The organism is Hyalangium sp., from assembly GCF_045802625.1.
Classification (GTDB): domain Bacteria; phylum Myxococcota; class Myxococcia; order Myxococcales; family Myxococcaceae; genus Hyalangium.
The window spans coordinates 68,255-94,981 of sequence record NZ_JBJMQP010000007.1 but is presented as its reverse complement, the minus strand read 5'-3'; the positions used below and the strand labels follow the sequence as shown (position 1 = coordinate 94,981).

The window sequence follows — 26,727 nt, the reverse complement described above, 5'->3', positions numbered from 1 at the left end:
ACGTCGCAAGAAAGGCAGCGCTGGCGCGCTGAAGGCCCCCGAGGAGAGGCGAGCCGTCTCCCCGGCCTTGGCCTCCGAGGCCCCGGAGCCCCCGCTGCATGTCGTCCAGGCCGAGCCGCCCTTGGAGCTGTCCGAGGAGGAGGCGCGGCGGATCGATCTCACCTGGTCGCTGGTGATGGTGACGGGGCTCGCGCTGCTGTTCGGGCTGCTCTCGGTGTTTGGGGGAGTGGCGATCCCGGTGTTGCTGGGGCTCTCGGGCGCCTACGTGTTCAACCCGGTGGTCAGCTTCCTCGAGCGGCACAAGGTGAGCCGGACGTGGGGCACGACGATCGTGTTCGCGGGCTGCACGCTGGCGCTGGTGGGGGCGGTGCTCTACCTCATCCCGGTGTTCCAGGACGAGGCGGCCAAGCTGCCGGACTTCTTCCGCCGGGCGAGCACGCAGATCATCCCCCATGTGGAATCGCTGCTGGGCGTCTCGCTGCCGGAGTTCGTGAACCAGCGGACCGCGGAGCTGGGCGCCAAGGCCTCGGAGCTGCTCCAGAGCGCTGGACCCACGGCGGCGCGGCTGGCGGCGAGCTTCGCGGGCAACACGGCGCGGTTCGTGGCGACGCTGCTCGGGCTGGCGGTGGTGCCGGTGCTCGGGTTCTTCTTCCTGAAGGACTACCCGCGGTTGGTGGGGCTCGTGAGGGAGCTGATCCCTCTGCGTGCGGTGGGGCTGGTGAGCCGGCGCTTCTCCGAGGTGGATGACGTGCTCTCCGCCTTCGTGCGAGGCCAGCTCACGGTGGGCTCGATCCTCTCGATCATCTACAGCACGGGGTTGTCCATCGCCGGGATCGACATGGCGATCGTCATCGGCGTCGTCGCGGGCTTCGGGAACATGGTGCCCTACCTGGGGACGACGGTGGGGATCATGCTGGCGCTGCTCGGGCTGATGCTGTCCTGGCAAGGGCCGTGGCAGCTCGCGGTGGTAGCGGGGACGTTCCTGGTGGCGCAGTTGTCGGAAGGGCTCTTCATCACCCCGCGCATCGTGGGCGAGAAGGTGGGGCTGACGCCGGTCACCGTCATCATCGCGATCCTGGCGTTCGGCGAGCTGTTCGGGTTCGTGGGCATCCTGCTCGCGGTGCCCGTCGGTGCCATCCTCAAGGTGGTGCTGCGCGTGGTGGTGCTGCGGTATCAGAAGACGTCGCTGTACACCGGTGAGGCCTCCAGGCCGTGAGCGCCGTGGCAGGGGCCAGCGAACTGGAGCGGGCTCGGGCCTGGGTTCGGCGGCTGGAGGCTGCAGTGCGAGGTCGGAGCAGGTGACGAAGCTCGAACGAGTGCAAGCGGAGATCACCCAGTGCCGGGCCTGTCCGCGGCTGGTGGAGTGGCGGGAGGAAGTGGCTCGGGTGAAGCGCCGGGCCTACCGCGAGTGGACATACTGGGGCCGGCCCGTTCCCGGCTTCGGAGATCCCCGGGCCCGGCTGGTCATCGTGGGTCTGGCGCCAGCGGCCCATGGCGCGAACCGGACCGGGCGGATCTTCACGGGAGATCGCTCTGGAGACTTCCTCTACGCGGGGCTGCACCGCGCCGGGTTCGCCAACCAGGCTCGGAGCGAGCACCGGGACGACGGGCTGACGCTCAGCGGGGCTTACATCACTTGTCCGGTTCGCTGTGCACCTCCGGACAACAAGCCCCTCCCCGAGGAGTTGACTCGCTGTGCGCCCTTCTTCGATCGGGAGCTGGCGCTGCTGCCTGCCCGGGTATTCCTGGCGCTCGGAGCCATTGGGTGGAACGCCGCCCTGGTGGCCCTGTCCCGGTCGGGGGTGGAGCTGCCCGCGCCTCGGCCCGCCTTCGGACATGGGGCGGAGGTCCCCTTGCCTGGAGGGCGGACGCTCGTGGGCTGCTACCACGTCAGCCAGCAGAACACGCAAACGGGCCGGCTCACCCCTGCCATGTTCGACGCGGTCATGAGCCGGGTGCGTCGATTGTTGGATACCTCGCCGCCATGAACGCGCGCAGGTCAGGAAGAGGAGCAGCCCCCGTCCGTGTTTCCTTGACAGCCGCGGGAGCCCACTGCTATTCCCGCCGCGCTTTTCAGACACGGGTCGTTAGCTCAGCGGTAGAGCACTACCTTGACACGGTAGGGGTCAGTGGTTCGATCCCACTACGACCCATCCACAACGGAAGTCTCAAGCGGGCGGCAAGGCTTCCATCAAGCCTGCCGCCCGTGGCGTTTCGAGGGTTCGATATGTCCGACATGATCACCGTGACACTCCCCGATGGCAGCCAGAAGCAGACCGCTCGGGGAACCACCATCGCGGACTTCGTGCGCGACGGTATCGGCGCGGGGCTGGCCAAGGCAGCGCTCTTCGCGCGCGTCAACGGCCAGGACATGGATCTGGCCCGGCCGCTCACCGAGGACGCGAAGCTCCAGGTCTTCACCACCAAGAGCCCCGAGGCCCTGGAGCTCATCCGCCACGACGCCGCGCACGTGGTGGCCAGCGCCGTGCAGCGCCTCTTCCCCGGCACCCAGGTGACGATCGGTCCGGCGACGGAGGAGGGCTTCTACTACGACTTCTTCCGCGAGAAGCCCTTCACGCCCGAGGACCTGGAGAAGATCGAGGAGGAGGCCAACAAGGAAGTGGCCAAGAACCTGCCCTTCGTCCGCTCGGAGATCTCGATGGACGAGGCGGTGCGCCTCTTCGAGCAGAAGGGCGAGAAGTTCAAGGTCGAGATCGTCCAGGACATCGCCGCCAAGGGCGCCAAGACGCTGACGCTCTACAAGCACGGGGACTGGGTGGACTTCTGCCTCGGGCCCCACGGCCCCACCACGGGCCGCATCGGCGTCATCAAGATCCTGTCCTCGAGCGGCGCGTACTGGCGTGGCGATCACCGCAACCCGATGCTCCAGCGCGTCTACGGCACGGCCTTCTTCGACAAGAAGGCGCTGCAGGAGTACCTGACGCGCATCGAGGAGGCCAAGAAGCGCGATCACCGCAAGCTGGGCAAGGAGCTGGATCTGTTCCACTTCCACCCGTTCGCGCCGGGCTCGGCCTTCTGGACGCCCAAGGGCACCACGCTCTACCAGACGCTCTCCGGCTGGATGCGCCGCCTCACCGCCGAGCGCGGGTACGTGGAGATCAAGACGCCCCTGCTGTTCAACAAGGGGCTCTGGGAGATCAGCGGCCACTGGGGCAAGTACAAGGAGAACATGTTCCTGGTGCTCGACAACGAGTCCGGCGAGCACGACTTCTCCCTGAAGCCGATGAACTGCCCCTCGCACCACATCTACTTCGGCTTCAAGAAGCACAGCTACCGCGACCTGCCCATGCGGCTGCACACCCAGGACGTGCTCCATCGCAACGAGGCGGCCGGTTCGCTGGGCGGGCTCACCCGCGTGCGCCAGTTCGCCCAGGACGATGCTCACATCTACTGCATGGAGAGCCAGATCGGCGACGAGGTCCGCCGCTTCGTGCAGTTCCTGGATCACGTCTACAACGCCGTGGGGCTGAAGTACTCGGCCAAGTTCTCCACGCGCCCCGAGCAGCGGCTGGGCGAGGACTCCACCTGGGATCACGCGGAGGCCGCGCTGGAGGGCGTGCTCAAGACGCTCGGCGTGCCCTACGAGGTGAAGCCCGGCGAGGGCGCCTTCTACGGCCCGAAGATCGACTTCGACGTGTCCGACAGCATCGGCCGCAAGTGGCAGCTGGGCACCATTCAGCTTGACTACCTGGCCGCCCAGCGCTTCAGCCTCACCTACATCGGTGAGGACAACACCGAGCACAAGCCAGTCGTGCTGCACCGCGCCATCTTCGGGTCCTTCGAGCGCTTCATCGCCATCCTCACCGAGCACTACGCCGGCGCCTTCCCCGCCTGGCTCGCCCCGGTTCAGGCCGTCATCGTCACCGTGGCGGACCGCCAGCTCGAGTACGCCCGCAAGGTGCGCGACCAGCTGCGCGCCAAGGGCTACCGGGTGGACTTGGACGAGCGTGGGCAGACGCTCAACGCGAAGATCCGAGAGGCGCAGATCCAGAAGGTGCCCTTCACCCTGGTCATTGGAGACAACGAGGTGGAGGCGGCCGCCGTGGCTCCCCGCCGCTACGGCGGCGAGGATCTCAAGAGCATGAAACTCGAAGACTTCGAGGCCCTTTTGGGCAAGGAGGGCGTGCTCCCCTAGGGGGAGAGGCCGGGTGTCGTCAGAGGTCCGGAAGTCGCTGACCTCCCTTGACTCCCTGTGGGAGAAAAGTATGTTGCGCGTCTTCCGTGGGGGGTGGCAGGCCCAACCTCCCGTATGTGGAGGATTCTCCCATCGTCCGCGATCAGAGAACGAACCGCCGTATCCGTGCTCGTGAGGTCCGTGTCGTAGGACCGGCAGGCGAGCAGCTCGGTGTCCTGACCATCGAGCAGGCCTTGGATCGTGCCCAGTCCGAGGGGATGGACCTCGTCGAGGTCAACCCCATGGCCAAGCCGCCGGTCTGCAAGATCATGGACTACGGCAAGTTCAAGTACGAGGAGAAGAAGAAGGCCTCAGAAGCGAAGAAGAAGCAGGTCGTCGTCCACCTCAAGGAAGTAAAGCTCCGCCCGAAGACGGAGGAGCATGACTACGAGTTCAAGGTCCGCAACATCAAGCGGTTCCTCGAGGAGGGTAACAAGGCCAAGGTCACCATCGTGTTCCGCGGTCGCGAGATCACCCACAAGGAGCTGGGCAGCGCGATCCTGGAAGACGTGAACAAGGACCTGAAGGACACGGCCATCGTCGAGCAGGCGCCTCGCATGGAAGGGCGCCAGATGTTCATGATCCTCGCGCCCAACCCGAAGGTGGCGCAGCGGGCGCGCGATCAGGCCCGGCAGCAGGCGGAGGCGGCGGCGAAGGCGGAGGCGGCCGCCGGCAAGAAGCTGGAGAACAAGCTGGAGGGCAACAGGGTGGAGGGCAACAGGGTGGAGGGCAACAAGCCCGCGGGGGGCAGGCCGGAAGAGAGCCCAGCGCAGGCTCGGCCGGCCGCCAGGCCGGAGGAGGCCGCTCCCCCGGTGGCCCAGATGCAGGGCGGGCCAGCAGCCGGGGCCGTGGTATCGAGTGGGACGAAATAGAGAGATTTGGCTGTCGGCTTCGGCTGTCGGCCTGTAACCGAAGGCCGAAGGCTGGAGAGCTGACGGCGAACCGAGAAGGAAGGAACTGGGACAATGCCCAAGTTGAAGACCCGGAGTGCTGCGAAGAAGCGGTTGCAGGTGAAGAAGAGTGGCAAGGTCAAGCACGGCAAGGCCTACGCCAAGCACCTCTTCACCCATGCGAAGACGCCGTCCCAGAAGCGAGGCAACCGCGGCACGGGTCACCTTCGCGACATGGATGCCAAGAAGGTCATCAAGGAGCTGTTCCCCTACGGGGCGAACTAGCTACAAACGAACCCGGGCCCTGGCGGAGCGGCGTGAGGCCTGCGCCGCGGGGTTCCCTAGCTAAGCAGTCGAGGAGTGTGTCATGCGCGTCAAGAAGGGTTTCAAGGCCCGTCGTCGTCGTAATCGGATTTTGAAGCTGGCCAAGGGTTACCGTGGCCGCCGGAAGAACTGCTACAAGCGGGCCAACCAGGCCGTGGAGCGCGCGCTGGACTACGCCAGCCGTGACCGCGCGGTGAACAAGCGGATCTTCCGCTCGCTGTGGATCGTCCGCATCAACGCGGCGGCTCGCACCGTGGGCCTGTCCTACTCGAAGCTGATCGCCGGGCTGGCCAAGGCGAAGATCTCCCTGGACCGCAAGGTGCTGGCCGACATGGCCGTCGCGGATCCCGCGGGCTTTGCCGCCGTCGCCAACATCGCGAAGGCGGCCTGATCCCGCGCCCGGCCCGCGAGGCCGGAGCACAGAGCGCTCGGGAGGTTCCCCGGTAGGGGGCCTCTCGCGCTGGAATGAGTACACGGGCTGCCCTCGTCAGGGGCGGCCCTTTTTTTTGTCCGGCTCTTGAGGGAGTTCGGACAGGGGAGCGGAGTCATGCGGGATCGCTTGCAGGCCCTCGCGGAAGCGGCGCGGCGGGACATCACCGTCGCCTCCGAGGTGACGGCCGTCGAGGCGTTGAGGGTCCGGTACCTGGGCAAGAAGGGAGAGCTGTCCGGCGTGCTCGGGGGCATGGGCAAGCTGCCTCCCGAGGAGCGCAAGGCGCTGGGCGAGGTGGCCAACCAGGTCAAGGCGGAGATCGAGAAGCTCCTCGGAGAGGCGCTCCAGCGCGCCGAGGAGGCCGCGCTCGAGTCCGAGCTGAAGGGGCCCAAGCTGGACGTGACGCTGCCGGGCCGGGGCGTGGCTCCTGGTAGCCGGCACCCGGTGTCGCGGACGATGGAGGAGATCGTCCGGACGTTCGCGCGGCTCGGCTTCGAGGTGGCGGTGGGGCCGGAGATCGAGCTCGACTACTTCAACTTCGAGGCGCTCAACCTCCCCAAGGATCACCCCGCGCGGGACATGCAGGACACGTTCTACGTGGACGAGGCGACGCTGGGGCACGCGAAGAAGGCGGACAGCCCGGTGCTGCTGCGCACGCACACGTCCCCGGTGCAGGTGCGGCACATGCTGGCGCACAAGCCTCCCATCCGCGCGGTGATGCCGGGGCGTGTGTACCGGCGGGACTCGGACATCACCCACACGCCCATGTTCCACCAGGTGGAGGGGCTGCTGGTGGACAAGGACGTGAGCTTCGCCGAGCTGAAGGGCACGCTGGACGCGTTCGTGAAGGCGTTCTTCGGCTCGGAGACGCGCACGCGCTTCCGTCCGTCCTTCTTCCCGTTCACCGAGCCTTCGGCGGAGGTGGACATCTCCTGCACCTCGTGCGGCGGGAAGGGCTGCCGCGTGTGCAAGCAGACGGGCTGGCTGGAGGTGCTGGGCAGCGGCATGGTGCACCCCAACGTCTTCACCTCGGCCGGGTACGACCCGAAGGAGGTGACGGGCTATGCGTTCGGCATGGGCGTGGAGCGCATCGCCATGCTGCGCTACCGCATCGATGACTTGCGGATGATGTTCGAGAACGACGCGCGCTTCCTCGAGCAGTTCTGAGCGGCACGGTTCGACACCTCGATACCTCGACACATCCCTGCAACCTGCGTAACGAAGTCCGGAGAGGGCTGACCTGTGAAGATTTCGGTGAAGTGGCTCGGCGAGTACGTGGCGCTGCCGGCGTCGGTGGACGAGCTGGCGCGCAAGCTGACCGCGGCGGGGCTGGAGATTGAGGGCCTGGAGCGGCCCGGCGAGGGGCTGCGCGGCGTGGTGGTGGCGCAGATCCAGGAGTCCGTGCAGCACCCCAACGCGGACAAGCTGTCCGTGACGAAGGTGGACTCGGGCGGCCCGGCGCCTCTGCAGGTGGTATGCGGCGCGAAGAACTACAAGGTCGGCGACAAGGTGCCGCTGGCCACCGTGGGCACCAAGCTGCCCAATGGCACGGAGATCAAGCAGGCCGCACTGCGCGGCGTGGACAGCTTCGGGATGTTGTGCTCGGCGAAGGAGCTGGGGCTGACCGAGGACTCCTCTGGGCTGCTCATCCTGTCGCCGGATGCGAAGCCGGGCACTCCGATCGCCCAGGCCCTGGGGCTGGATGATGTGGTGCTGGAGGTGAACGTCACCCCGAACCGGCCGGATGCGCTCTCGCACCTGGGCGTGGCGCGCGAGGTGGGCATGGTGACGGGCGCCGCGTTCCGTCCTCCGGAGCCCAAGCCCGCGGAGAAGGGCGGCTCCACGGCCGAGAAGGTGAAGGTGCGGATCGAGGATCCGGCGCGGTGCCCGCGCTACGCGGCCCGTGTCGTGGAGAACGTCACGATCAAGCCCTCGCCCCAGTGGATGCAGGATCGGCTGAAGGCCTGCGGCGTGCGCGCCATCAACAACGTGGTGGACGTGACCAACTACGTCAACCTGGAGTACGGCCAGCCGCTGCACGCCTTTGATCTGGAGAAGCTGGCGGGCCGGGAGATCGTCGTTCGCACCGCGAAGCAGGGCGAGAAGATCCGCACGCTCGATGACAAGGAGCGCACCCTCGACGCGGATGACCTGGCGATCTGTGATCGGGATCGGCCCCAGGCCATCGCCGGGGTGATGGGCGGCGGGGACAGCGAAGTGGGGGAGGGGACCCAGCACATCGTCCTCGAGTCCGCGCACTTCCAGCCCTCCAGCGTGCGCCGCACGTCGAAGCGGCACGGCCTGCACACGGAGGCGTCTCACCGCTTCGAGCGCGGAGCGGACATCGACGCCGTGGTGCCGGCCATTGACCGCGCCGCGCAGCTCATCGCGGAGCTGTCCGGGGGCACGGTGGCCGCGGGCCGAGTGGATGTGTACCCGAGCCCCAAGCCGCCCCGGCGCGTGACGCTGCGCTACCCGCGGGTGGAGAAGTTCCTGGGAGCGGCCGTGCCGGAGGCCGAATGCCGGCGCATCCTCGGCGCGCTCGGGTTCAAGGCGGTGGAGGACGGCGCGGGGCAGACGACGTTCGAAGTTCCCCGGGCCCGCGTGGACGTGGAGCGCGAGGAGGATCTCCTGGAGGAGATCGCCCGCGTGTACGGCTACGACAACATCCCCGCCCGGCTGCCGCGTGGCATCGCGGAGCTGGCCCCCGAGCCTTCCTCCGCCGAGGCGGAGCGACGGCTGCGCCAGGCGCTCTCCGGAGCGGGGCTGAACGAGGTGGTGAACTACTCGTTCGTGGCGCCCAAGAGCCTGCAGGTGCTGGGGGGCAAAGAGGCTCCCGTGGCGCTCATCAACCCGCTCAGCGTGGAGCAGTCGGTGATGCGCACCAGCCTGCTGCCCGGGCTGCTGGAGAACCTCTCCCGCAGCGTGCGGCACCAGGTGGAGCGGGTGGCCATCTACGAGACAGGCCGCGCCTACTTCCGGGATCCCGAGGGCGGCCAGGGCCGGCGTCCGGCGACTCGCGAGGTGCACCGGATGGGCGGGCTCGTCTGGGGGCTGCGCTCCGGGCGCACCTGGACGCAGAAGGATGCCAAGATGGACTTCTACGATGCCAAGGGCGCCGTGGAGGCGGTGTTCCACGCCCTGCACGTGGAGGGTGTCCGCTTCGCACCGGCCGAGGCCCCCGCGTATCACCCTCGGGCCTGCGCCCAGGTGCTGCTCTCCGATGGGACGGCGCTGGGCTACGTGGGCGAGCTGCACCCGCGCGTGACCAAGGCCCTGGAGCTGCCGCAGGGCGTGTTCGCGTTCGAGCTGGACACCGGGCCCCTGTACGCCTCGGCCCGGCTCGTGCCCGAGTACCACTCGCTGCCGCGCTTCCCGGCCGTGCTGAGGGATCTGGCGGTGGTCGTCCCGGTGGAGCTGCGCAACGACCAGGTGCGCCAGGTCATCCTGGAGGTGGGCGGTGCGCTCGTGGAGGACGCCCTCATCTTCGACGTCTACACGGGCAAGCCCATCCCCGAGGGCAAGAAGAACCTGGCCTACGCCATCCGCTACCGCTCGCCCGAGCGCACGCTCACCGACGCGGAGGTCAGCGAGGCCCACCAGCGCATCATCGCCGAGGTGAACCAGCGCCTGGGCGCCGCGCTGCGTGCCTGAATTCCTGAATGAAGTCAGAGGGTTGACACGCCTGCGAGAAGGCTGTCAGCATCGGATGCATACACTGCGCTGAAGGGGTTTCCGAGGGAGCGTATGACGAAGGCGGACATCATCGAAGGCGTCTACGAGAAGGTCGGCTTCTCCAAGAAGGAGTCGGCCGAGATCGTCGAACTCGTCTTCGACACCCTGAAGGAGACGCTGGAGCGTGGGGATAAGATCAAGATCTCCGGGTTCGGCAACTTCCAGGTCCGGCAGAAGAAGGCTCGGGTGGGCCGCAACCCGCAGACGGGCAAGGAGATCGAGATCTCGGCCCGCCGGGTGCTCACCTTCCGGCCGAGCCAGGTGCTCAAGAGCGCCCTCAACGGGGAGGCGCCTCCGGAGAACCACGCGGAGATCGACGCTCGGGAGGAGGAGGCGGACGACAACGAGGAGTTCGACTCCGAGGACGAGTTTGGCGAGGAGTCGGACGGGAAGTAGTCCGGGCCTCTGAGGGTTTTCTCACGGCTGCCTGCGGCTCTTGCTTGACGCTGACGTCATGGAGGGGCATAAGGGCGGCCCGTTTCTGACGGGTAGTGCCGGGGCGTAGCGCAGCCTGGTAGCGCACTTGCTTGGGGTGCAAGTGGTCGCAGGTTCAAATCCTGTCGCCCCGACCATCGAAGGCCCTGGAGTTCCGGTGTCAAAGCCGGTGACTCCAGGGCCTTCACCTTTGGGGCTATCTCGGCCCAAGCTGCGCCCCATGGGTAGTCCTGAGGCACTGGTCATCCGCTCCTTGAAGGAGCACTTGGCTGATCAAGGCCTGCCGTTAGGGCGGTTCAACTCGATCCTCGTCGACGCACACCCGAGCTATGTGCACTCGGTGGCCAAGGGCGCCCTGGAGCCCTTCGCGCGATTGCGGATCGGCGGCGTTCGGGCAGATCTCGTGGGCAGCATCGGCACGCAAGACAGTTCCACGATTGTAGGGATCGAGGTCAAAGCCGACCTTCGCGATTGGCAGAAGGGACTGGCCCAGGCTCGCACCTATCGCGACGGCGTCCACTACGCCTACTTCGCAGCGCGCGTGAAGGGCCGCGAACCTGCGCGCAACGACGTCGAACGGTTCGCGCGCGAGTTCGGCGTTGGCGTCCTTCTGGCCGAGCGTGACGATTGGAAGCAGATCATCGCGCCGAATGATCCACTACCCCATCCAGCGCTTCTCCAATCCACCGCCAACCTACTCGAAGGCGTACCCGTTGCCCGACGGCTCCAGCTGAACCACCCGCTCAACTATCTCGTGGTTCCATACTTCGCGGCAGAATCAAGCTCGTCCCTGCTCGAGCACATGGCAGCGAGCTGGCCAGACCTTGGTTCGGATGCCACCCGGCGCCAAGCTATTGTCGGTGCCTCCACGTTGGGCCTTTTGGATCATGATGGGCGCCTCACGTTGGAAGGCCGGAACGTGGCGGATCTCCTGCGAGCCGTGGGCTTTGACCCAAGATCGAGCCGACTGAACAAACGAGCCAGGCTCCTAGACGTGGCACCAGGCTGTGCGGCCGTAGCCAGGACGGTCTTCTTGCGTCAACCCGCTGTGCGGTTGGTCCTCGACGTCCTGCAGTCCGTGCAGCGTCCCCTGACCGTCGTGGAACTTGCACGCGCTGCACTCGAGCAGGCCCCGGTTCTCGCTGCGTCCGTGTTCCTGGCAGATCCCGCGTCAACCTTGGCTGCCTCGCCGGGCGGCGACGCGTTCAACCCGTCCGCCGTCTTCAAGCTCAAGCAGAACCTTTGGCATGCGGGACTCCTCGCCACGGGCGCACATGAGTCGTCCGGCAAGCGGGCCATTGACTACCGACCTGATGAGGACTGCTGGGTCCTTGGCCATAGCTGAAGGCCTTGGAGTTTCGCGGGGTTCCCGTCACCCTTCAGGGCCTTCATCTTTTTCCCTTCAGTTCGCTCGCGGCAAGCCTTCCAGGGATCGGCGATGATACGCGCCTGTCAGGTTGCCGTGTCGGGCCGGCCTGCCGCGGGACCGCGCAGGCTTCGGCTCGTAGGGGGATTGGATGCTCGAACTTCCAGGCTACACACTTCTCGAACCGCTCCAGGTGACGGGCCCCCATCTCCTCTATCGCGCACTGCGCCGGGATGACCGGCAACCGGTGCTCCTCAAGCTGCCTCGCTCGGAGCACCCCGGAGCTCGCCAGCGTGCCCGCTTCGAGCACGAGTACAGCCTGCTGCGCCGCCTGGAGGGCACTCCCGGTGTCCTCGCCGCCATCGCCTTCGAGGTGAACCAGGACCGGCCCGTGCTCGTGCTCCAACATGTGGAGGGCTCGAGCCTCTCGGAGCAGGTGGGCGCGCCGCTGGATCCCCGCCGCTTTCTCCTGCTCGCCAGCGCCCTCGCCGCCACCCTGGCCGAGGTGCACCGGCGCGGCGTCATCCACAAGGATCTCCAGCCCGCTCACATCCTCCTCACCCCCACGGGCCAGCCCTGGCTCCTCGACTTTGGCAGCGCCACCTTGCAACAGATGCAGCACGTGCAGCCCGCGCCTCCGCAGCTCATGGAGGGCTCGCCGGCCTATATGTCCCCGGAGCAGTCGGGGCGGATGAGCCGCGCGCTCGACTACCGCACGGATCTCTACTCGCTGGGCATCACCTTCTATGAGCTGCTGACGGGCCGTCTCCCGTTCGAGGGGAAGGATGCGCTGGAGTGGAGCCACGCCCACTTGGCCCAGGCGCCCGTGTCGCCGCACCTTCGAGAGCCCTCTGTCCCGCCCATGCTGGCCGCCGTGGTGCTCAAGCTGATCGCCAAGATGCCCGAGGAGCGCTACCAGAGTTTCGAGGGGCTCCAGGCTGATCTGGAGACGTGCCGGAAGCGGCTCGCGCGAGGGGAGGAAGGGGAGTTTCCCCTCGGCAGCCAGGACTTTCCCGCCCGCTTCCAGCTCCCCCAGCGGCTGTATGGGCGCGAGGCCGAGGTGGAGACCCTGTTGGGCGCCTTCGAGCGCGTGACGCGCGAGGGACGCTCGGAGTGGCTCCTGGTGCGCGGCTACTCGGGCATCGGCAAGTCGTCCGTGGTGCACGCGCTGCATCAGCCGGTGTTGCAGCGGCGCGGCTTCTTCCTCAGCGGCAAGTTCGATCAGCTCCAGCGCGACGTGCCCTATGCCACGCTGGCGCAGGCCTTCAAAGGGCTGGTGCAGCAGCTGCTGGCCAGCAGCGACGCGGAGGTAGTGGTCTGGCGTCAGCGGCTGCTGGAGGCCTTCGAGGGCTTCGGGCAGGTGCTGGTGGAGCTGGTGCCCCCGCTGGAGTGGGTGGTGGGCCGGCAGCCCGCCGTCTCCGAGCTGCCTCCCCAGGAGGCGCAGAACCGCTTCCACCGCGTCTTCCAGCGCTTCCTCGGCGTCTTCGCCACGGCCGAGCGCCCGCTGGTGCTCTTCCTCGATGATCTGCAGTGGGCGGACCTCGCCAGCCTGGAGCTGCTGAAGTGCCTCGCCACGCACCCCGATACTCCGCCGATGCTGTGGGTGGGCGCCTACCGGGACAACGAGGTGAGCGCCTCCCATCCGCTCATGCTGTGTCTGGAGGAGATGCGCAAGGCGGGGGCCCGGCTGGGGGACATCTCCCTGGGGCCTCTGCTCCTGGAGCAGACCCGGCAGCTGGTGGCGGATGCGCTCTCAGGCACTCGGCCAGAGGTGGTGCAAGCCCTGACGGCCGTGTTGCAGGCGAAGACGGGAGGCAGCCCCTTCTTCCTGCTGCAGCTGCTGCAGATGCTCTACCAGGACGGCCTGCTGGCGCGCGCTCCGGAGGGAGGATGGCGCTGGGACGAGGCTGGCGTGAAGGCCAAGGGGTACTCGGACAACGTGGTGGACTTCATGGCCCGCCGGCTGCGGCAGCTGCCCGAGCCCACCCAGCAACTGCTGCGGCTGGCGGCCTGCGTGGGCAACGCGTTCTCCGTGCCCACCCTGGCGCTGCTCGGCAGCCTCGAGGCCTCGGAGCTGGAGCGGCGGCTGGAGCCCGCGCTGCGTGAGGACATGGTGGTGCAGACCGGCGCCGACCAGTATCGCTTCCTGCACGATCGCATCCAACAGGCGGCCCATGCCTTGATCCCCGAGGCGGATCGCAAGGCCGTCCACCTGAGGATCGGACGCCTCCTGCTGTCGAGCCTCTCTCCGGAGCAGCTGCGCGAGCGGCTCTTCGACGTGGTGGGCCAGCTCAACGCGGGCGCCGAGCTGATGGGGGACAGCCAAGAGCGTCTCCGGCTGGCGAGGCTCAACGCCGAGGCGGGAGGGCGGGCCAAGGCGTCCGCGGCGTGGCGCTCGGCGGTGGGCTACTTCAACGCCGTCTTCGCCCTGCTGCCCGGAGATCCCTGGCGGACGGAGCACGCGCTCGCGTTCAAGCTGCGGCTGGATCAGGCCAGCTGCGAGCTGATGGCGGGCCACCCCGCCGAGGCGCGCAGGCTCGTGGACGAGCTGCTACCTCGGGCGCTCTCGCGTCCCGAGCTGGCCGAGGCCTACCACCTCAAGAGCACCCTCCACCTCGCCGCCGGTCAGATCGAGGCCGCGGTGGCCTGCCTGCTCGAATGTCTGCAACGGTTCGGCATGGCCATGCCGCCCGCTCCCACCCAGGAGGAGATCAAGGCCGCCGACGCGGAGGTCTGGGCGCTCCTGGGAGGCAGGCCCATCGAGAGCCTCGCCGAGCTGCCGCCCATGTCGGATCCCGACATGAAGGCGGCCATGAGCATCCTGGCCGACCTGACCGTGCCGGCGCTCTACTCCGGCAGCAGCCTGTTGCCGTTCCACCTCTGCCGGATGGTGTCGCTGGCCATCCGTCACGGCAACACGGCGGCCGCCGCGCATGGCTATGCCTGGTACGGCCTGGTGTGCTGCGTCTCCGGAGCGGAGAAGTACCAGGAGGGCTATGCGTTCGGCCGGGCCGCCCAGCGGCTGGTGGAGCGGCCCGAGTTCTCCGCCCATCGCAGCGGAACCTTGTTCATCCTCGCGCACCTCAGCCGCTGGGTCCGGCCCTTCTCCGTGTCCCTCGGGCTCTTCCGCGAGACGTTCCGGCACGCGCTCCCGCGAGGAGATTTCCGCAACGCCTGCTACTGCTGCGACAACATCATCATCAACCGCCTGCTCATGGGGCACGAGCTGGGCGAGGTGTACCAGGAGTCCGTGGCGCGGCTCGAGTTCGTGCGCAAGGCGAACTACGAGGACGTCAGCACCTTCCTCACGCTCTTCCAGAGCCACGTGCAGCAACTGCGCGGGCTCTCGGCCTCGCCGGGCTTGCTCAATGGCGGCGGCTTCAACGAGGAGGAGTTCGAGGCCCGCGTGGAGAACCGGGGCCTGCAGTTCATGGCCTGCATCTACTTCATCACCAAGATGAAGGCGCGGTTCTTCGGTGGGGCCTATGAGGAGGCCCGCCAGGCCGCCGCCGCCGCCGAGAAGCTGCTGGGGCTGATCTCCGGCCTCATCATCCGGTTCGATTTCTACCTGTTCCGAGCGCTGACGCTCGCGGCCTGCTACCGGGACGCGTCCTCCGATCAGCGGGAGGAGTTCCTGGTGATCGTCCAGCAGCACCACCAGCAGCTCGAGGTCTGGGCCGGGCTCTGTCCGGAGAACTTCCGCGCCGCGGAGCGGATGGTGGCTGGTGAGCTCTCACGGCTGACCGGGATGAGCGGAGAGGCGATGCGGGCCTACGAGGAGGCCATGCAGCTCGGCCGCGAGAATGGCCTCATCCACCACACCGCCCTGGCCGCGGAGCTGGCCGCCCGGTTCTCGCAGGAGGTGGGGTGGAGCACGGCCTCGAATGCCTACGCGCGCGAGGCCTGGGAGTCCTACCGGCAGTGGGGCGCCGAGGCGAAGGTGCGGATGGTGGAGGCTCAGTGGCCGCGTGTGGCCGTGTCGCGTGAGGCAGGCAGCGGCACCACGGGCGCCTCGCAGCTCGATGCGCTGAGCGTGGTGAAGGCCCAGCAGGCCGTCTCCCGGGAGATCGTCCTGGACAAGCTGGTGGCCACCCTCATGAGTGTGGCGCTGCAGAGCGCGGGCGCCCAGCGCGGGGCGTTGCTCCTGCGCCAGGGCGAGATGCTGATGGTGGTGGCGCTCTCGGGCACCCAGGGGAGTCAGCCGTCCGACGCGAACCCCACGCTGCCGTGGACCCTGCTGTCCTACGTGCGGCGCACCGGCGAGCCCGTCGTCATCGACGACACGAGCCGCCCCCATGCCTTCACGAGCGACCGCGAGCTGCTGTGCCGGCATGCCCGCTCCGTGCTCTGTCTACCCCTGCGCCGCAAGGAGGAGTTCTACGGGGTGCTCTACCTGGAGAACTCCCTCGCCACGCAGGCGTTCTCTCCCGAGCGCCTGGCCCTGCTGGGCCACATCGCCTCGCAGGCGGCCATCTCCATCGAGAACGCGCGGCTGTACACGGAGGTGCAGCGCGCCGAGGCCGCGCTGCGCCAGGCCAACGAGGCGCTGGAGCAGCGAGTCGAAGCGCGCACGCGCGAGCTGATGCAGGCGCAGTCCCAGCTCGTGGACACCGCGCGCATGGTGGGCATGGCGGAGGTGGCCACCAACGTGCTGCACGACGTGGGCAATGTGCTCACCAGCATCGTGGTGGACACGGGGTTGATGAGCCAGACGGTGGCTGCCTCCCGGCTGAGCAAGATGAAGCACCTGGCGGCACTGCTCGAGGAGCAGCGAGACAACCTGGTGCACTTCCTCACCGAAGATCCCCGGGGCCGCCAACTGGGGGACTACCTCTCGGGCATCGCCCTGGAGCTGACCCACGAGCACGAGTCACTGCTGCGCACCCTGGAGGACCTGAACAAGAACGTGAACCGGATCCGCGCCATCGTCCAGATGCAGCAGACGTACGCGACCTCCACGCTCCTGCCGGAGGAGTGCGAGCTGGGCGAGCTGCTGGAGGATGCGCTGCGGCTCCAGCAGGGCATCCTGCGACAGGCGGGCGTTCAGGTGATGCGGGAGCTGCGCCCGCTGCCGCGGGTGAAGGTGGATCGGTACAAGGTGCTGCAGATCCTCCTCAACCTCATCAGCAACGCCTGCCACGCCATGGAGGACGTGCCCGAGGACGACCGGCGGCTGGTGGTCCGCCTGGAGCCCAGAGGCCCGTGGGCCCGGATCCAGGTGGTCGACAACGGCGCGGGGATCGCCCCGGAGCTGCGCGGGAGGCTGTTCTCCCAGGGGTTCACCACGCGCAAGCAGGGGCACGGCATCGGCCTGCACTCCAGCGCGCTGGCGGCCCAATTGCTGGGCGCTCGGCTGACGCTGGAGAGCGAGGGCCTCGCCAAGGGAGCCACGGCCACGCTGGAGCTGCCGGCCGCGCATCCCTTGGTGTCGGTGGCGGACGCCTGAGCGGCTACGCCTCCGAGGGCCGGCGGGAGATCCGGTACAGCACGAAGCTCATGATCGAGAAGCACAGCAGGCCCAGCAGCTGGTAGCCGCCATCGCCCAGGCTCTCGCCGAGCATCTTCTCCACGGAGAGGCTGTTCATCGCGTTGCTGACCCGGTCATTCACCGAGAGGAGCGCCACCAGCACGCCCGCCAGCGCGCCGCCGGCCACCAGGCCCGTGGCGAAGAGGTTGCCCGGCCCCAGCTCGGACTCCTCCACCTTCTCGCCCTTGCGCGTGGCCATGAAGTCCGACAGGCCCTTGATGGCGCCGCCCACGAAGATGGGCGCCGTGGTGGACAGCGGCAGGTACGCGCCCACCGCGAACGAGAGCGACTTGACGCCGCACAGCTCCATCGTGATGGAGAGGAACACGCCCACCAGCACGAACTGCCAGTCGAGGTTGAACGAGAGCAGGCCCTTGATGAGCGTGGCCATCAGCGTGCCCTGCGGCGCGGGGAACTTGTCCGAGCCGATCATGTGCTCGACGCCCGCGGCTCGCAGCGCCTCGGCAGGCGTGTCCAGCAGCTTCACGGTGATGCCGATGACCACCGCGGCGGCCACCGCGCCGATCATCAGGCCGATCTGCTGCGCCCGCGGCGTGGCTCCCACCAGGTAGCCCGTCTTGAGATCTTGCGAGGTCGCTCCGGCGTTGGCGGCCGCGATGCAGACCATGCCGCCCACGCACAGCGCCATGGGCTGATAGATGTCTCCCGTCCAGCCGATGCCGATGAAGATGAGGCAGGTGGCCATCAGCGTGGCGATCGTCATGCCCGAGATGGGGTTGGACGAGGAGCCGATGATGCCCACGATGCGCGAGGCCACCGTGACGAAGAAGAACCCGAAGATCACGATCAGGATGCCGAGGATCAACCGGCCCAGGACGCTGCCCGGGAGGAAGGGCAGGGCGGCCATGACCAGCACCAGCCCCGCACTGCCGAAGAGCACGAACGTCAGCGGCAGATCCCGCTCGGTGCGCTTCGGAGCGGCGGCGCCCGGGCCCTCACGCAGCGAGGAGAGGCTCTCCTTGAACGCCGAGATGATGGTGGGCAGCGTCTTGAGCAGGGTGATGAAGCCGCCCGCGGCCACGGCGCCCGCGCCGATCTGCCGCACGTAGGCACGGTAGATCGCGGTGGCCGTGTTGGCGAAGGTGTGTGTCGCCGGATTCCAGCCCCCCGGGCCACCCGCCTTGGCCAGATCCGTGATGTAGCCCAGCTTCAGCAGCTGCGCGGCGATGGTGTCCGCCGGAACCAGCGAGGCCAGCAGCGGGATGAGCCCCAGCCACGCGAGCACGCCACCGGCCACCAGCACGCCGCCAATCCTCGGGCCGATGATGTAGCCCACGCCCAGGTACTCGGGGGTGATGTCGCCGTCGAGCGTGGCCGAGGGGAAGTACTTGTTCTTCTGGCTGGACACCAGCGCCGGGCTCTCGGCGATCAGCCGGATGACCTTCTGGAGCAGCGCGTAGACGAATGAGAAGCCCACGCCCTGGAAGGCCAGCTTCGCCAGGTTGCCGCCCTTCTCGCCGGCGATGAGCACCGAGGCGCAGGCCGCACCCTCGGGGTAGGGCAGGTTGCCGTGCTCCTTGACGATCAGCGAGCGCCGCAGCGGCACCATCATCAGCGTGCCGAGCACGCCGCCCAGCAGCGCCAGGGTGAAGATGGTCCAATAGTCGAAGTAGCTGGAGCCGTGGCTGTTGGCGCTCAGGAAGAGGAAGCCGGGCAGGGTGAACACCACGCCCGAGGCGATGGACTCGCCCGCCGAGCCGATGGTCTGCACCACGTTGTTCTCGAGGATCGTCGAGCCCCCCAGCCGCTTGAGCACCGAGATGGCGAGCACCGCGATGGGGATGGAGGCCGACACGGTCAGGCCCGCCTTCAAGGCCAGGTACACGTTCGAGGCGCCGAAGATGATGCCGAAGATCACCCCAATGACGATGGCTTTCGGGGTGAGCTCGGCGATATCGCTTCGATCCGCGGAGATATAGGGCTGGAACTCGACTTCCTTCTTGGCGTCGGGTGAGGCGATTTCAGACATGGGTTACCCAGGAGGGAGGGCTTGCTTGGCCGCCATCTTCTACAGGGCCGGGCTCCATTAGCCAATCCCGGACGGTGGACTTGAACGCGGCGGGCCGATGACAGAGCCTCGCTCCGCCCATGCGACTCAAGGACGCCCAGGCCCTCGTGGACCGCTGCTTCGCCGGTGTGGCCGAGGGCGCCACGCGCCTCTACGAGCCCGCGGATCCACGCTTCGCGCGCCGTCCCAGCGCCGTCTGGCTGGAGTATCGCTGGTATGTGCTCGAGCGTGGGCTGGCCGAGGTGTTCCTCAAGTGGGGCCGGGTCAGCCCCGAGCAGAGCCCGGAGGCGGAGGCCTCGGTCGTCCGGGTCCATCTGATCGGCGACTCCTCCGGGCTCTCCGAGCGCGCGCAGGGGCTGCTCGAAGGTGGAGCGCCGAGCCCCGAGCGCATCCTGGGCGTGTTTGGAGACGACGGCGTGGGCCGCGAGTGCGTCTCGTTCGGAGGCACTAGCGTCACGCTGGAGCGCTGGCTGAAGAGCGGGCCTCGGGAGGTGCTGGACGAGGAGCGCTTCCAGGCGCTGGCGGGAGTGCTGGCGGATCCAGGCTCCACCCCCGAGGAGCGCCACGAGGCGGTGCAGCGGCTGTCCGCCGAGCGGAGCGAGCGGGTCGTGTCCACGCTGCTCGGGTTGCTGGCGGAGCGCTCGTCGATCATGGCGCTGCGGGTGCTCTCGGAATGGGGCGTGGTGCTGGCCCGCGAGCCGCTCCGGCGCGCGCTGGAGGCGCTGGATCCGGACAACACGGCGGACCTGTGGGCGCTCACCGCGCTGGATCGCCGGCTGGAGGCCTGGGACTTCATGGCCCGCGACACGGCGCGTGGGGCCAACGGGCCGTGAGCCGGGCGGAGTGCTGCCCGCCTGCCTCGCGGCCGGACATCCGGCTGATCACGCCAGGCAGCTTCAGTAGAGTTTTCCGCCGTGCTGCGTTCCGAGTCCGCATAGGACCTGCTAAGTCCCCTGGCAGAGCGGTGACGAGCAGAGTGATTGCATTGTCTTCCTCCCCGCTCTCACAATCCCCCATCGATGCGCATTTCCCTCTCACAGAAGCTCAGTCTGGGACCGCTGGGTGTGGCGGCTCTCTCCTGGCTCCTCACGTTCGGCTATCTCCTCCCGGGCATGCAGGCCGGCTTCGACGCGCAGACCGAGGAGATCGGCTCGGCGCTGCCCTCCGCGCTCGCCTCCACGCTCTCGGGGCCGCTGGCCGCCAACCAGACCCAGGCGGTCCAGACGGCCATCGATGAGGTCACCGCCAAGTCCAACGTCGCTTACATCGCGGTGGTGGGCCCGCAGGGAGAGCTTGTCGCCGTCTCGGGGAAGATGGCGACGGCACTCCAGGAGCAGTACCGCCAGCTCCTCACGCAAGACGAGTCGAACACCTTCCCGCTCCAGGATGCCCATATCCTCTCGCTGCGCGCTCTGGTGCGCGATGGATTGCTCGGCCAGGTCCACGTGGGGTTCGACCGCTCCTCCGTGCGCGCCAAGCTCCAGACGCTGACCCTGCGCTTCGCGACGGTGCTCCTGCTGGCCCTGCTGGGCTTCAGCCTCGTGGCCTATCTCTTCAGCCGGCGGCTGGTGGCGCCCTTGCTGCGGCTCACGGCGGTGGCCCGCCGCATCGCCGATCAGGGCGATCTGCGCGAGTCCATCCGCGTGGACTCCGAGGACGAGGTGGGGCAGCTGTCCCAGGCCTTCGCCTCCATGGTGAACCGGCTCAAGGAGGTGCTGCACGAGCTCCAGTTCTCCTCGGAGCTGATGACCCAGTCCGTGCGAGTGCTCAGCCACTCCGCCAGCGACCAGAACAAGATGGCGAGCCGGTACGCCAGCTCCCTGCACGAGACCCAGGCCACGGCGCAGGAGCTCCACCGCACCTCCAGCGATGCCAGCCAGACGGCCGAGTCCGTGCTCAAGGTGGCCGCCCGGGCCGACGAGCTGGGGAAGACGGGCAGCGCCGCCATCGGCGAGAGCATCAACGGGCTGGTGGAGATGCTCGATCAGGTGAAGCAGATCGCCGCGCAGATCACCTCGCTGGGCGAGCGCACCCGGCAGATCGGCGGGATTACGCAGACGGTGAAGGATCTGGCGGACCAGTCCCACATGCTGGCGCTCAACGCCGCCATCGAGGCGGTGCGCAGCGGCGAGCACGGCAAGGGCTTCGCCGTGGTGGCCCGAGAGATCCGCGCGCTGGCGGATCAGTCCATCCGGGCCACCTCGCAGGTGCGCGATCTGCTCGCGGATGTCAGCGAGGCGATCGTCACCACCGTGCGCATCACCGAGGAGGGCACCCACCGCATGGAGGAGGGGCTCTCGCAGATCCGGCAGTCCGGAGACAACCTGCAGGCCCTGTCCAACATCGTCCGGGACAGCTCCGCCTCCGTCCGGCAGATCGCCAGCACCGTCAGCCAGCAGACCAACGGCATCCAGCAGATCTCCACCGCCGTGAACGAGCTGAACGCGCTGATGAACGACACCCTGGAGCGCATCACCTCCACCACGGCCTCGGTGGACTCGCTCCAGGCGCTCTCGGAGCGCGTCTCCCAGGTGGTCCGCGGCTACCGCCTCTGAGCCTCCCAGCAGGGCAGGAGGCCTGGCGGCAACTCAGGATTTGCCGCTGCTCGTGTGGATCTCGACGAGCACCGGCTCGGGCTCGGGCCGGGAGCGCGGCCACAGCAGCTCCACGAGCGCGCCCAGCGAGCGGGCCGGGCGGGCATCCGGCTCGATGATGCGGGTGGCGAGGAAGGCCGCGCCCAGCCGGACCACCGCCGAGAGCGCGAAGAGCACCTGGAGGTTCACGTACGCGTGGCTGCCCAGGGTGAAGTGGGTGGGCAGGAGGCTCGCGAGGCCTCCTCCCAGCGCGGACGCCGCGGCGTAGGCCAGGCCTCCCGCGGTGGAGAAGGCCGCCAGGTAGAAGGGCCGGCCCTGACGAGGCGCCACCGCCAGCGGCAGCGCGAACACCGCGAGCCCATGGCCGCTCCAGAGCGCGCCCGCCATGAGCACATCGAACATCAGCGGCCACAGCATGTCCGCCGTGGGGAACAGCCAGATCAGCGGGATCAACGCAATCCCCAGCGAGCACGCCAGCACCACCGGCTGCGCGCCCACCCGATCGATGAGCCGCCCCCACACGGGCGCCAGCAGCACGCGCACCGCCGCCACGGCCGCGGAGTACAGCGCCATGACGACGAACGTCATCTTCAGGTTCTGGAGCATGTGCAGCGAGAAGTAGGGCGCCGAGAACCCCACGCCCGCGTTCCACGCCACCTGGTAGAGCAGCATCCGGCGCGCGTGAGGATCCCTCAGCGGCACCTGGGCCGCCTGGAAGTCCAGCTGGATCTTCGAGCCCCCCGGCGCCGGATCATGCTGCCGGGCCATCAGGGACGTGGTGACGATGCCCACCATGCACGCCAGCGCCGCGAGCACCGGCAGCGCCGCGCTCACCGCGCCAAGCTGCCGGGTCTGATCCAGGAAGAAGCCCGCCGCCAGCGCCGCCAGCGTGCCGGCGATGGTGCACATCGCGGTGCGCCGGCCGAAGAAGCGGCCTCGGAGCGGACGCGGGACGAGCTCGCCCATCCACGCCACCCAGGCGTTGTTGCCCACCACCCCCAGCACGGCCGAGGCGGCGGCGATCCCCACCAGCAGGCGCTGCTGTCCCGGCAGGCCCAGCGGCAGCCAGGGCACCAGGCACAGCGGCAGCATCACCAGCCGGGACATACACACCGCGGTGAGCGCCACGCGCCGGTGGCCGAAGGTGGAGGTGAGCCACGCCGCCGGGAACTGCACGAACTGGGCGAAGAAGGACATGGACGTCATCACGCCCACGAGGAACGGCCCCAGCTTCAGCGCGATGGCCCAGGCGGTGAGCACCGTAGCGCCCGCGCACGCGGTGAACACCTCCGCGAACATCCCCTCGGTGACGGAGGCCTTCAGCGACAGGCGCAGCCAGGGCTTCGTGCGCGTAGGGGCCGGGGAGGCCGCATCCAGCGGCGGGGCGCTGCTCAGCGGGGCGTTGGCGCCCGGCAAGGAGCTGCCCGGGCGGAACAGCGGAATGGCGTTGGCGAGCGAGGCGACGCTACGCAGGAAGGGGCGACGCGGTGCGGCGATAGACACGTGACTCGGGGGGAGGAGGGAGCCCGTCCTCTGTCGCACGGGCCGCACGGCGACTCAATCCGGTTTTCGACGCAGTGCGGTAGGACGGCTGGAGAGCAGCCGACTTGAGTGCTCCTACACCGACGTCACTCATCCCTCATCCCCCAGGTAGTTCCTCTGATGAGCGCCGTGAGGCCCTGAGAGGTTTCCGAGTGCGGTTCACGCGGTCTTGAACTATATGAACGTCCGAGGAAAGAGGTCTCTCATGGAACTGGCTCGCGAGCTGTCGGACTTTCTCGGGGTGGTGGAGCAGCGCATTGGCGGCGCGCTGGTGGACGGGGACGCTGGGCCGGGCGTGAAGGGGGACACCCTCATGGAGGCCGCTCGCCACCTGGTGCTGGGCGGTGGCGGCAAGCGCGCGCGCCCCATGCTCGTGCGCCTCTTCGGAGATGCGGTGGGCGTGCCCGGCGAGAAGCTCGTGGAGTGCGCCGTCTCCGCCGAGCTCATCCACTCCGCCAGCCTCCTGCATGATGACGTGGTGGACGCGGGCATGTTCCGCCGCGGCCGGCCCACGGTGAACGCTCGCTGGGGCAACATCGTCGCGGTGATGAGCGGCGACCTCATCCTGTCCACCACGCTGCTGCGGCTGGTGCAGCTCGACGCCCGCGTCGCCGAGAGCGCCCTGGCCGTGGTCTCCGAGATGACTCGCGCGGCCATCGCCGAGGTGGAGGCGCGCGGGGTGATGGATCTGCCCATGCCGCAGCTGCGCTACATCGCCGAGGGCAAGACGGGCTCGCTCTTCGGCTGGTGCGGCCGGGCCGCCGCCCTGATCGCCAACAACCCGGAGGCCGCGCAGCGCTTCGACGGCTTCGGCCGCCACCTGGGCGTCGCCTTCCAGATCGCCGACGACATCCGCGACATCCTCGGCACCGACGTGGGCAAGCCGCAGTACGCGGATCTGCACTCGCGCACGCCCTCCATGCCCATCCTCCTGGCCCTCGCCAAGGACGAGGCGCTGCGCCGCAAGCTGCGCGATGCCTGGGCCTTCTCCAGCATCTCCACCGAGCGCGCTCAGGAGCTGGGCGCCGGGATCATCGCCACGGGCGCGGTGGACATGTCCCTGGATCGGCTGAACTCGGAGCTCGAGGCGGCGCTGGATCGGCTCGGACCCTTCTCGAGCTCGGCGGGCGGCCAGGAGCTGGTGAGCTGGGCGCGCAAGCTGTCCGCCGGCATCACCGAGCAGGTCCGGAGCAAGGTCGCATGAAGGGCTATCTCTGGACAGGTGGCGTGACTCCGCCCGGCACGGAGCCGCTCACGGCCCCCGGCGCGCTGGCGCCCTGGGAGGCCATGGCCGTGGAGGCCGTGGGCAACGTCATCGAGTTCTGGGGGTTCAAGCGCAACCAGGGGCGAGTCTGGGCCCTGCTGTACCTGCGAGGCGAGCCGCTCACGGCCGGGGAGATCGAGCGCGAGCTGGATCTGTCCAAGGGCGGCGTGTCCATGCTCTTGAGAGATCTGGAGCGCTGGGGCGTGGTGCAGCGCGTGCGGCAGCCCCAGGACACCGTCTGGCGCTACGCGGCGGAGACGGATCTGGTCCGCATGGTGACGCACGTCATCGAGGAGCGCGAGGCGGGCTTCGTGTCACGCATCCGCGCGGATCTCTCGGAGGCGCGGCGGCTGGCGCAGGAGGCCGGTGAGGTGGCCTCCGAGCGGCTCCAGCGGCTGGAGAAGATGGCCACCCTGTCCGAGCACGTGGAGAAGGCCATCCGCCTGTTCATCAAGACGGCACGGCTGGACGTGGGCGGAGTGCTCGGCGCGTTCCGAGACGAGCCGGGCCCCTCCTCCAAGAAGTCTCGCTGAGCGGGCCCAACGCTCAGGGCTTGGGCAGGAACTTCTGCTCCCACGCGGCCAGCAGGCCCGCCAGCTTCGTGCGCTGATCCTCCGTGGTGGCGTCGTGGATCTGCTTCTCGAGATCCTTCAGCGCCGCGAACGCCGGAGACGAGTTCGTGCAGATCAGCGGGTTCACCTTGAGCATCCGCGACTCGGCATCCGAGATGCGCGCCAGCAGGCTCTTCGAGTCGGTGTGGCTGCCCGAGCTGGTGAGGGTGGCAGCGGCGGGGGTGGCCTCGGGCGCCGGATGGGCAGGGGTCTTGGGCGCCACCTCACGTGGAGGCTTGGCGGCCACGGCCTTCACGATCTTCTTCGGCTTGGGAGTCTCCACAGCCGGCGGCTTCGGAGCTTTCTCGGGCGCGGCAGAGGCCACCGCCGTGGGAGGAACCGATGGAGCCTCGGGCGCCATCGTCGGCGGTGGGAGGGGGCTCGGGGCCTGAGGAGCGGGAGCGGAGGCAGGGGTGGGGGCGCTCGGCGCGGGGGCCTCGGCCACCTTCGGCGGAGCCGGTGCCTTCTTGTGGAGCGCGGTGACGGCCACGACCGTGGTCGCCAGCACCAGGCCTGCCATCCCGGCCCCGAGGCGCCAGTAGGACTTCGCGGGCCGGGAGAGCGTCACATCCGTGAACGGCTCGATGGGAGCGGGCTCGGTCTCGTCCGAGGCATCGGCCATCATGGGCACTTCGATGGTGCGGGACCCGAGGCTCGTCGTCTTGCCCGAGGTGGTCTCCGGCTCCGGGGTAGGGGGCCGCTTCGCGCCCAGGGCGGCCAGCTCCTTGCGCACCGCCTCCGCCGACTGGAACCGCTTCGTGGCCTGCTTGGCGAGCAGCCGGAGCACGATGTTCTCGAGCGCAGGAGGCACCTCCGGCACGAGGCTGGAGGGGGCAGGGGGCTTCTCATCCACCTGCGCCAGGAGCACCCGCGTGGCCTCGCCGGTGAAAGGCAGCCGGCCCGTGAGCAGCTGGAACGCGATGATGCCCACCGCATAGAGATCCGTGGTGGGGCCCACGGCCTCTCCGCGCACCTGCTCGGGCGCCATGTACTCGGGAGTGCCCAGGATGTTGCCCTGGGCCGTCAGCGGCCGGGACGGGCGGAACTGCACCACCTTGGCGATCCCGAAGTCGAGCAGCTTGACGGAGCGCGCCCCCTCGCCGTTCTCCACGAGGAACACGTTGCCCGGCTTCAGGTCGCGGTGGATCACACCTTCCTTGTGCGCCGCCACCAGCGCCGAGAGGATCTCATCCAGGATCCCCACCGCCTCGTCCGCGCCGAGCTTCTTGCGCTTGCGGAGGAACGTGGACAGCGCGACTCCGTGCAGCAGCTCCATCACCACGTACGGCCGGCCATCCGCCAGCTGGCCGAACCCGAAGATGTCGATGATGCCGCGGTGCTGGATGGCGTTCACCACGCGCGCCTCCACCAGCAACCGCTGAACCACATCCGCGTCTCCGGCGTACTCCGCCTTCAGGATCTTGATGGCCACCTGCTTGCCAATCAGCGGCTGCACGGCCCGGTAGACGATGCCCATGCCGCCGGCGCCAATGCGCTCCTTGATGACGTACTCGCTGACGCGCGTCTCCAGCAGCGGATCCGGGCGCGGCGCGGAGCTGGGAGCGGGCGCCAGGGCGTGCCCATCCCACGGGCAGAATGCCATGTTGCCTGGCATCTGCTTGCCGCAGGACGGGCACTTCATGGACTGCGGCTCCATGGCGGTCTCTCCCAACAGGTTTTCCCACTTTAGCCCATTCGAGGGCGGCACCTCCAACGCTGGAAAAGAAATGCGCCGGCGGGAGATCTCCGCGCCGGCGCATTCCGGACGACTTGTCCGGTTTTGAA

At 68.5% G+C, this 26,727-nt stretch carries 17 protein-coding genes, 2 tRNA genes and 1 pseudogene; 17 read left to right on the top strand and 3 right to left on the bottom strand.

Features of this window, described 5'->3' with window-relative positions; genetic code table 11:
• Positions 1 to 67 precede the first annotated feature (67 nt).
• The 13 genes and pseudogenes from ACJ8AT_RS01155 to ACJ8AT_RS01095 all read left to right on the top strand — a co-directional run bounded on the left by ACJ8AT_RS01155 (position 68) and on the right by ACJ8AT_RS01095 (position 16,821).
• Entirely contained in the window at positions 68 to 1,216 is a 1,149-nt protein-coding gene (locus ACJ8AT_RS01155) for an AI-2E family transporter (protein ID WP_407735651.1), read from the top strand.
• Positions 1,217 to 1,298: 82 nt separating this feature from the next.
• Positions 1,299 to 1,988 (top strand): uracil-DNA glycosylase, encoded by a 690-nt coding sequence (locus tag ACJ8AT_RS01150; RefSeq protein WP_407735650.1) that lies wholly within the window; start codon positions 1,299 to 1,301, stop codon positions 1,986 to 1,988.
• 93 nt (positions 1,989 to 2,081) lie between these two features.
• A tRNA-Val gene (locus ACJ8AT_RS01145) sits at positions 2,082 to 2,153 on the top strand.
• A gap of 74 nt (positions 2,154 to 2,227) precedes the next feature.
• Positions 2,228 to 4,156, top strand: coding sequence for a threonine--tRNA ligase (gene thrS / locus ACJ8AT_RS01140; protein ID WP_407735649.1), 1,929 nt, complete (start codon positions 2,228 to 2,230; stop codon positions 4,154 to 4,156).
• 116 nt (positions 4,157 to 4,272) lie between these two features.
• Positions 4,273 to 5,067, top strand: coding sequence for a translation initiation factor IF-3 (gene infC, locus ACJ8AT_RS01135; RefSeq protein ID WP_407735648.1), 795 nt, complete (start codon positions 4,273 to 4,275; stop codon positions 5,065 to 5,067).
• A gap of 93 nt (positions 5,068 to 5,160) precedes the next feature.
• Positions 5,161 to 5,370, top strand: a complete 210-nt coding sequence (rpmI, locus tag ACJ8AT_RS01130; RefSeq protein ID WP_407735647.1) for a 50S ribosomal protein L35 — start codon at positions 5,161 to 5,163, stop codon at positions 5,368 to 5,370.
• A gap of 82 nt (positions 5,371 to 5,452) precedes the next feature.
• The gene (rplT, locus tag ACJ8AT_RS01125; protein WP_407735646.1) at positions 5,453 to 5,800 is read left to right on the top strand and encodes a 50S ribosomal protein L20; all 348 of its coding nucleotides are present in this window, start codon (positions 5,453 to 5,455) and stop codon (positions 5,798 to 5,800) included.
• Between the two features lie 156 nt (positions 5,801 to 5,956).
• A complete protein-coding gene (gene pheS, locus ACJ8AT_RS01120) occupies positions 5,957 to 7,006 on the top strand; it encodes a phenylalanine--tRNA ligase subunit alpha (protein WP_407735645.1) in 1,050 nt (349 codons plus the stop codon).
• A 75-nt stretch (positions 7,007 to 7,081) separates the two neighbouring features.
• Positions 7,082 to 9,493, top strand: a complete 2,412-nt coding sequence (pheT, locus tag ACJ8AT_RS01115) for a phenylalanine--tRNA ligase subunit beta (RefSeq protein WP_407735644.1) — start codon at positions 7,082 to 7,084, stop codon at positions 9,491 to 9,493.
• 93 nt (positions 9,494 to 9,586) lie between these two features.
• Positions 9,587 to 9,865 (top strand): annotated as a pseudogene (locus ACJ8AT_RS01110) (integration host factor subunit alpha); the annotation flags it as partial.
• A gap of 204 nt (positions 9,866 to 10,069) precedes the next feature.
• Positions 10,070 to 10,146, top strand: a tRNA-Pro gene (locus ACJ8AT_RS01105).
• Positions 10,147 to 10,229: 83 nt separating this feature from the next.
• Positions 10,230 to 11,354: a hypothetical protein gene (locus tag ACJ8AT_RS01100; protein WP_407735643.1), complete on the top strand. Its 1,125-nt coding sequence runs from the start codon at positions 10,230 to 10,232 to the stop codon at positions 11,352 to 11,354.
• Positions 11,355 to 11,526: 172 nt separating this feature from the next.
• Positions 11,527 to 16,821, top strand: a complete 5,295-nt coding sequence (locus ACJ8AT_RS01095; protein ID WP_407735642.1) for an AAA family ATPase — start codon at positions 11,527 to 11,529, stop codon at positions 16,819 to 16,821.
• A gap of 4 nt (positions 16,822 to 16,825) precedes the next feature.
• On the opposite strand, the gene ACJ8AT_RS01090 is transcribed toward ACJ8AT_RS01095, so the two are convergent.
• On the bottom strand, positions 16,826 to 18,892 hold the full coding sequence (locus ACJ8AT_RS01090; protein WP_407735641.1) for an OPT family oligopeptide transporter: 2,067 nt from the start codon (positions 18,890 to 18,892) through the stop codon (positions 16,826 to 16,828).
• Between the two features lie 119 nt (positions 18,893 to 19,011).
• Between ACJ8AT_RS01090 and ACJ8AT_RS01085 the strand changes: the two genes are divergently transcribed.
• The gene (locus ACJ8AT_RS01085; protein WP_407735640.1) at positions 19,012 to 19,764 is read left to right on the top strand and encodes a hypothetical protein; all 753 of its coding nucleotides are present in this window, start codon (positions 19,012 to 19,014) and stop codon (positions 19,762 to 19,764) included.
• A 186-nt stretch (positions 19,765 to 19,950) separates the two neighbouring features.
• Positions 19,951 to 21,486 (top strand): methyl-accepting chemotaxis protein, encoded by a 1,536-nt coding sequence (locus ACJ8AT_RS01080; RefSeq protein ID WP_407735639.1) that lies wholly within the window; start codon positions 19,951 to 19,953, stop codon positions 21,484 to 21,486.
• A gap of 33 nt (positions 21,487 to 21,519) precedes the next feature.
• Here the strand turns inward: ACJ8AT_RS01080 and ACJ8AT_RS01075 are convergent, their stop codons facing one another.
• Positions 21,520 to 23,028, bottom strand: coding sequence for an MFS transporter (locus tag ACJ8AT_RS01075; protein ID WP_407735638.1), 1,509 nt, complete (start codon positions 23,026 to 23,028; stop codon positions 21,520 to 21,522).
• Between the two features lie 244 nt (positions 23,029 to 23,272).
• Between ACJ8AT_RS01075 and ACJ8AT_RS01070 the strand changes: the two genes are divergently transcribed.
• On the top strand, positions 23,273 to 24,271 hold the full coding sequence (locus tag ACJ8AT_RS01070; protein ID WP_407735637.1) for a polyprenyl synthetase family protein: 999 nt from the start codon (positions 23,273 to 23,275) through the stop codon (positions 24,269 to 24,271).
• Positions 24,268 to 24,864: a GbsR/MarR family transcriptional regulator gene (locus ACJ8AT_RS01065; RefSeq protein ID WP_407735636.1), complete on the top strand. Its 597-nt coding sequence runs from the start codon at positions 24,268 to 24,270 to the stop codon at positions 24,862 to 24,864. The genes ACJ8AT_RS01070 and ACJ8AT_RS01065 overlap by 4 nt, the downstream gene beginning before the upstream one ends.
• A gap of 13 nt (positions 24,865 to 24,877) precedes the next feature.
• Here the strand turns inward: ACJ8AT_RS01065 and ACJ8AT_RS01060 are convergent, their stop codons facing one another.
• The gene (locus ACJ8AT_RS01060) at positions 24,878 to 26,584 is read right to left on the bottom strand and encodes a serine/threonine-protein kinase (RefSeq protein ID WP_407735635.1); all 1,707 of its coding nucleotides are present in this window, start codon (positions 26,582 to 26,584) and stop codon (positions 24,878 to 24,880) included.
• Positions 26,585 to 26,727: the final 143 nt, after the last annotated feature.

Excerpts from the sequence above, each read along its gene's own strand:
- thrS (WP_407735649.1), top strand. The coding sequence starts at position 2,228 with ATGTCCGACATGATCACCGTGACACTCCCCGATGGCAGCCAGAAGCAG.
- rpmI (WP_407735647.1), top strand. The coding sequence starts at position 5,161 with ATGCCCAAGTTGAAGACCCGGAGTGCTGCGAAGAAGCGGTTGCAGGTG.
- rplT (WP_407735646.1), top strand. The coding sequence starts at position 5,453 with ATGCGCGTCAAGAAGGGTTTCAAGGCCCGTCGTCGTCGTAATCGGATT.
- pheS (WP_407735645.1), top strand. The coding sequence starts at position 5,957 with ATGCGGGATCGCTTGCAGGCCCTCGCGGAAGCGGCGCGGCGGGACATC.
- ACJ8AT_RS01100 (WP_407735643.1), top strand. The coding sequence starts at position 10,230 with ATGGGTAGTCCTGAGGCACTGGTCATCCGCTCCTTGAAGGAGCACTTG.
- ACJ8AT_RS01095 (WP_407735642.1), top strand. The coding sequence starts at position 11,527 with ATGCTCGAACTTCCAGGCTACACACTTCTCGAACCGCTCCAGGTGACG.
- ACJ8AT_RS01090 (WP_407735641.1), bottom strand. The coding sequence starts at position 18,892 with ATGTCTGAAATCGCCTCACCCGACGCCAAGAAGGAAGTCGAGTTCCAG.
- ACJ8AT_RS01085 (WP_407735640.1), top strand. The coding sequence starts at position 19,012 with ATGCGACTCAAGGACGCCCAGGCCCTCGTGGACCGCTGCTTCGCCGGT.
- ACJ8AT_RS01080 (WP_407735639.1), top strand. The coding sequence starts at position 19,951 with ATGCGCATTTCCCTCTCACAGAAGCTCAGTCTGGGACCGCTGGGTGTG.
- ACJ8AT_RS01070 (WP_407735637.1), top strand. The coding sequence starts at position 23,273 with ATGGAACTGGCTCGCGAGCTGTCGGACTTTCTCGGGGTGGTGGAGCAG.
- ACJ8AT_RS01065 (WP_407735636.1), top strand. The coding sequence starts at position 24,268 with ATGAAGGGCTATCTCTGGACAGGTGGCGTGACTCCGCCCGGCACGGAG.
- ACJ8AT_RS01060 (WP_407735635.1), bottom strand. The coding sequence starts at position 26,584 with ATGAAGTGCCCGTCCTGCGGCAAGCAGATGCCAGGCAACATGGCATTC.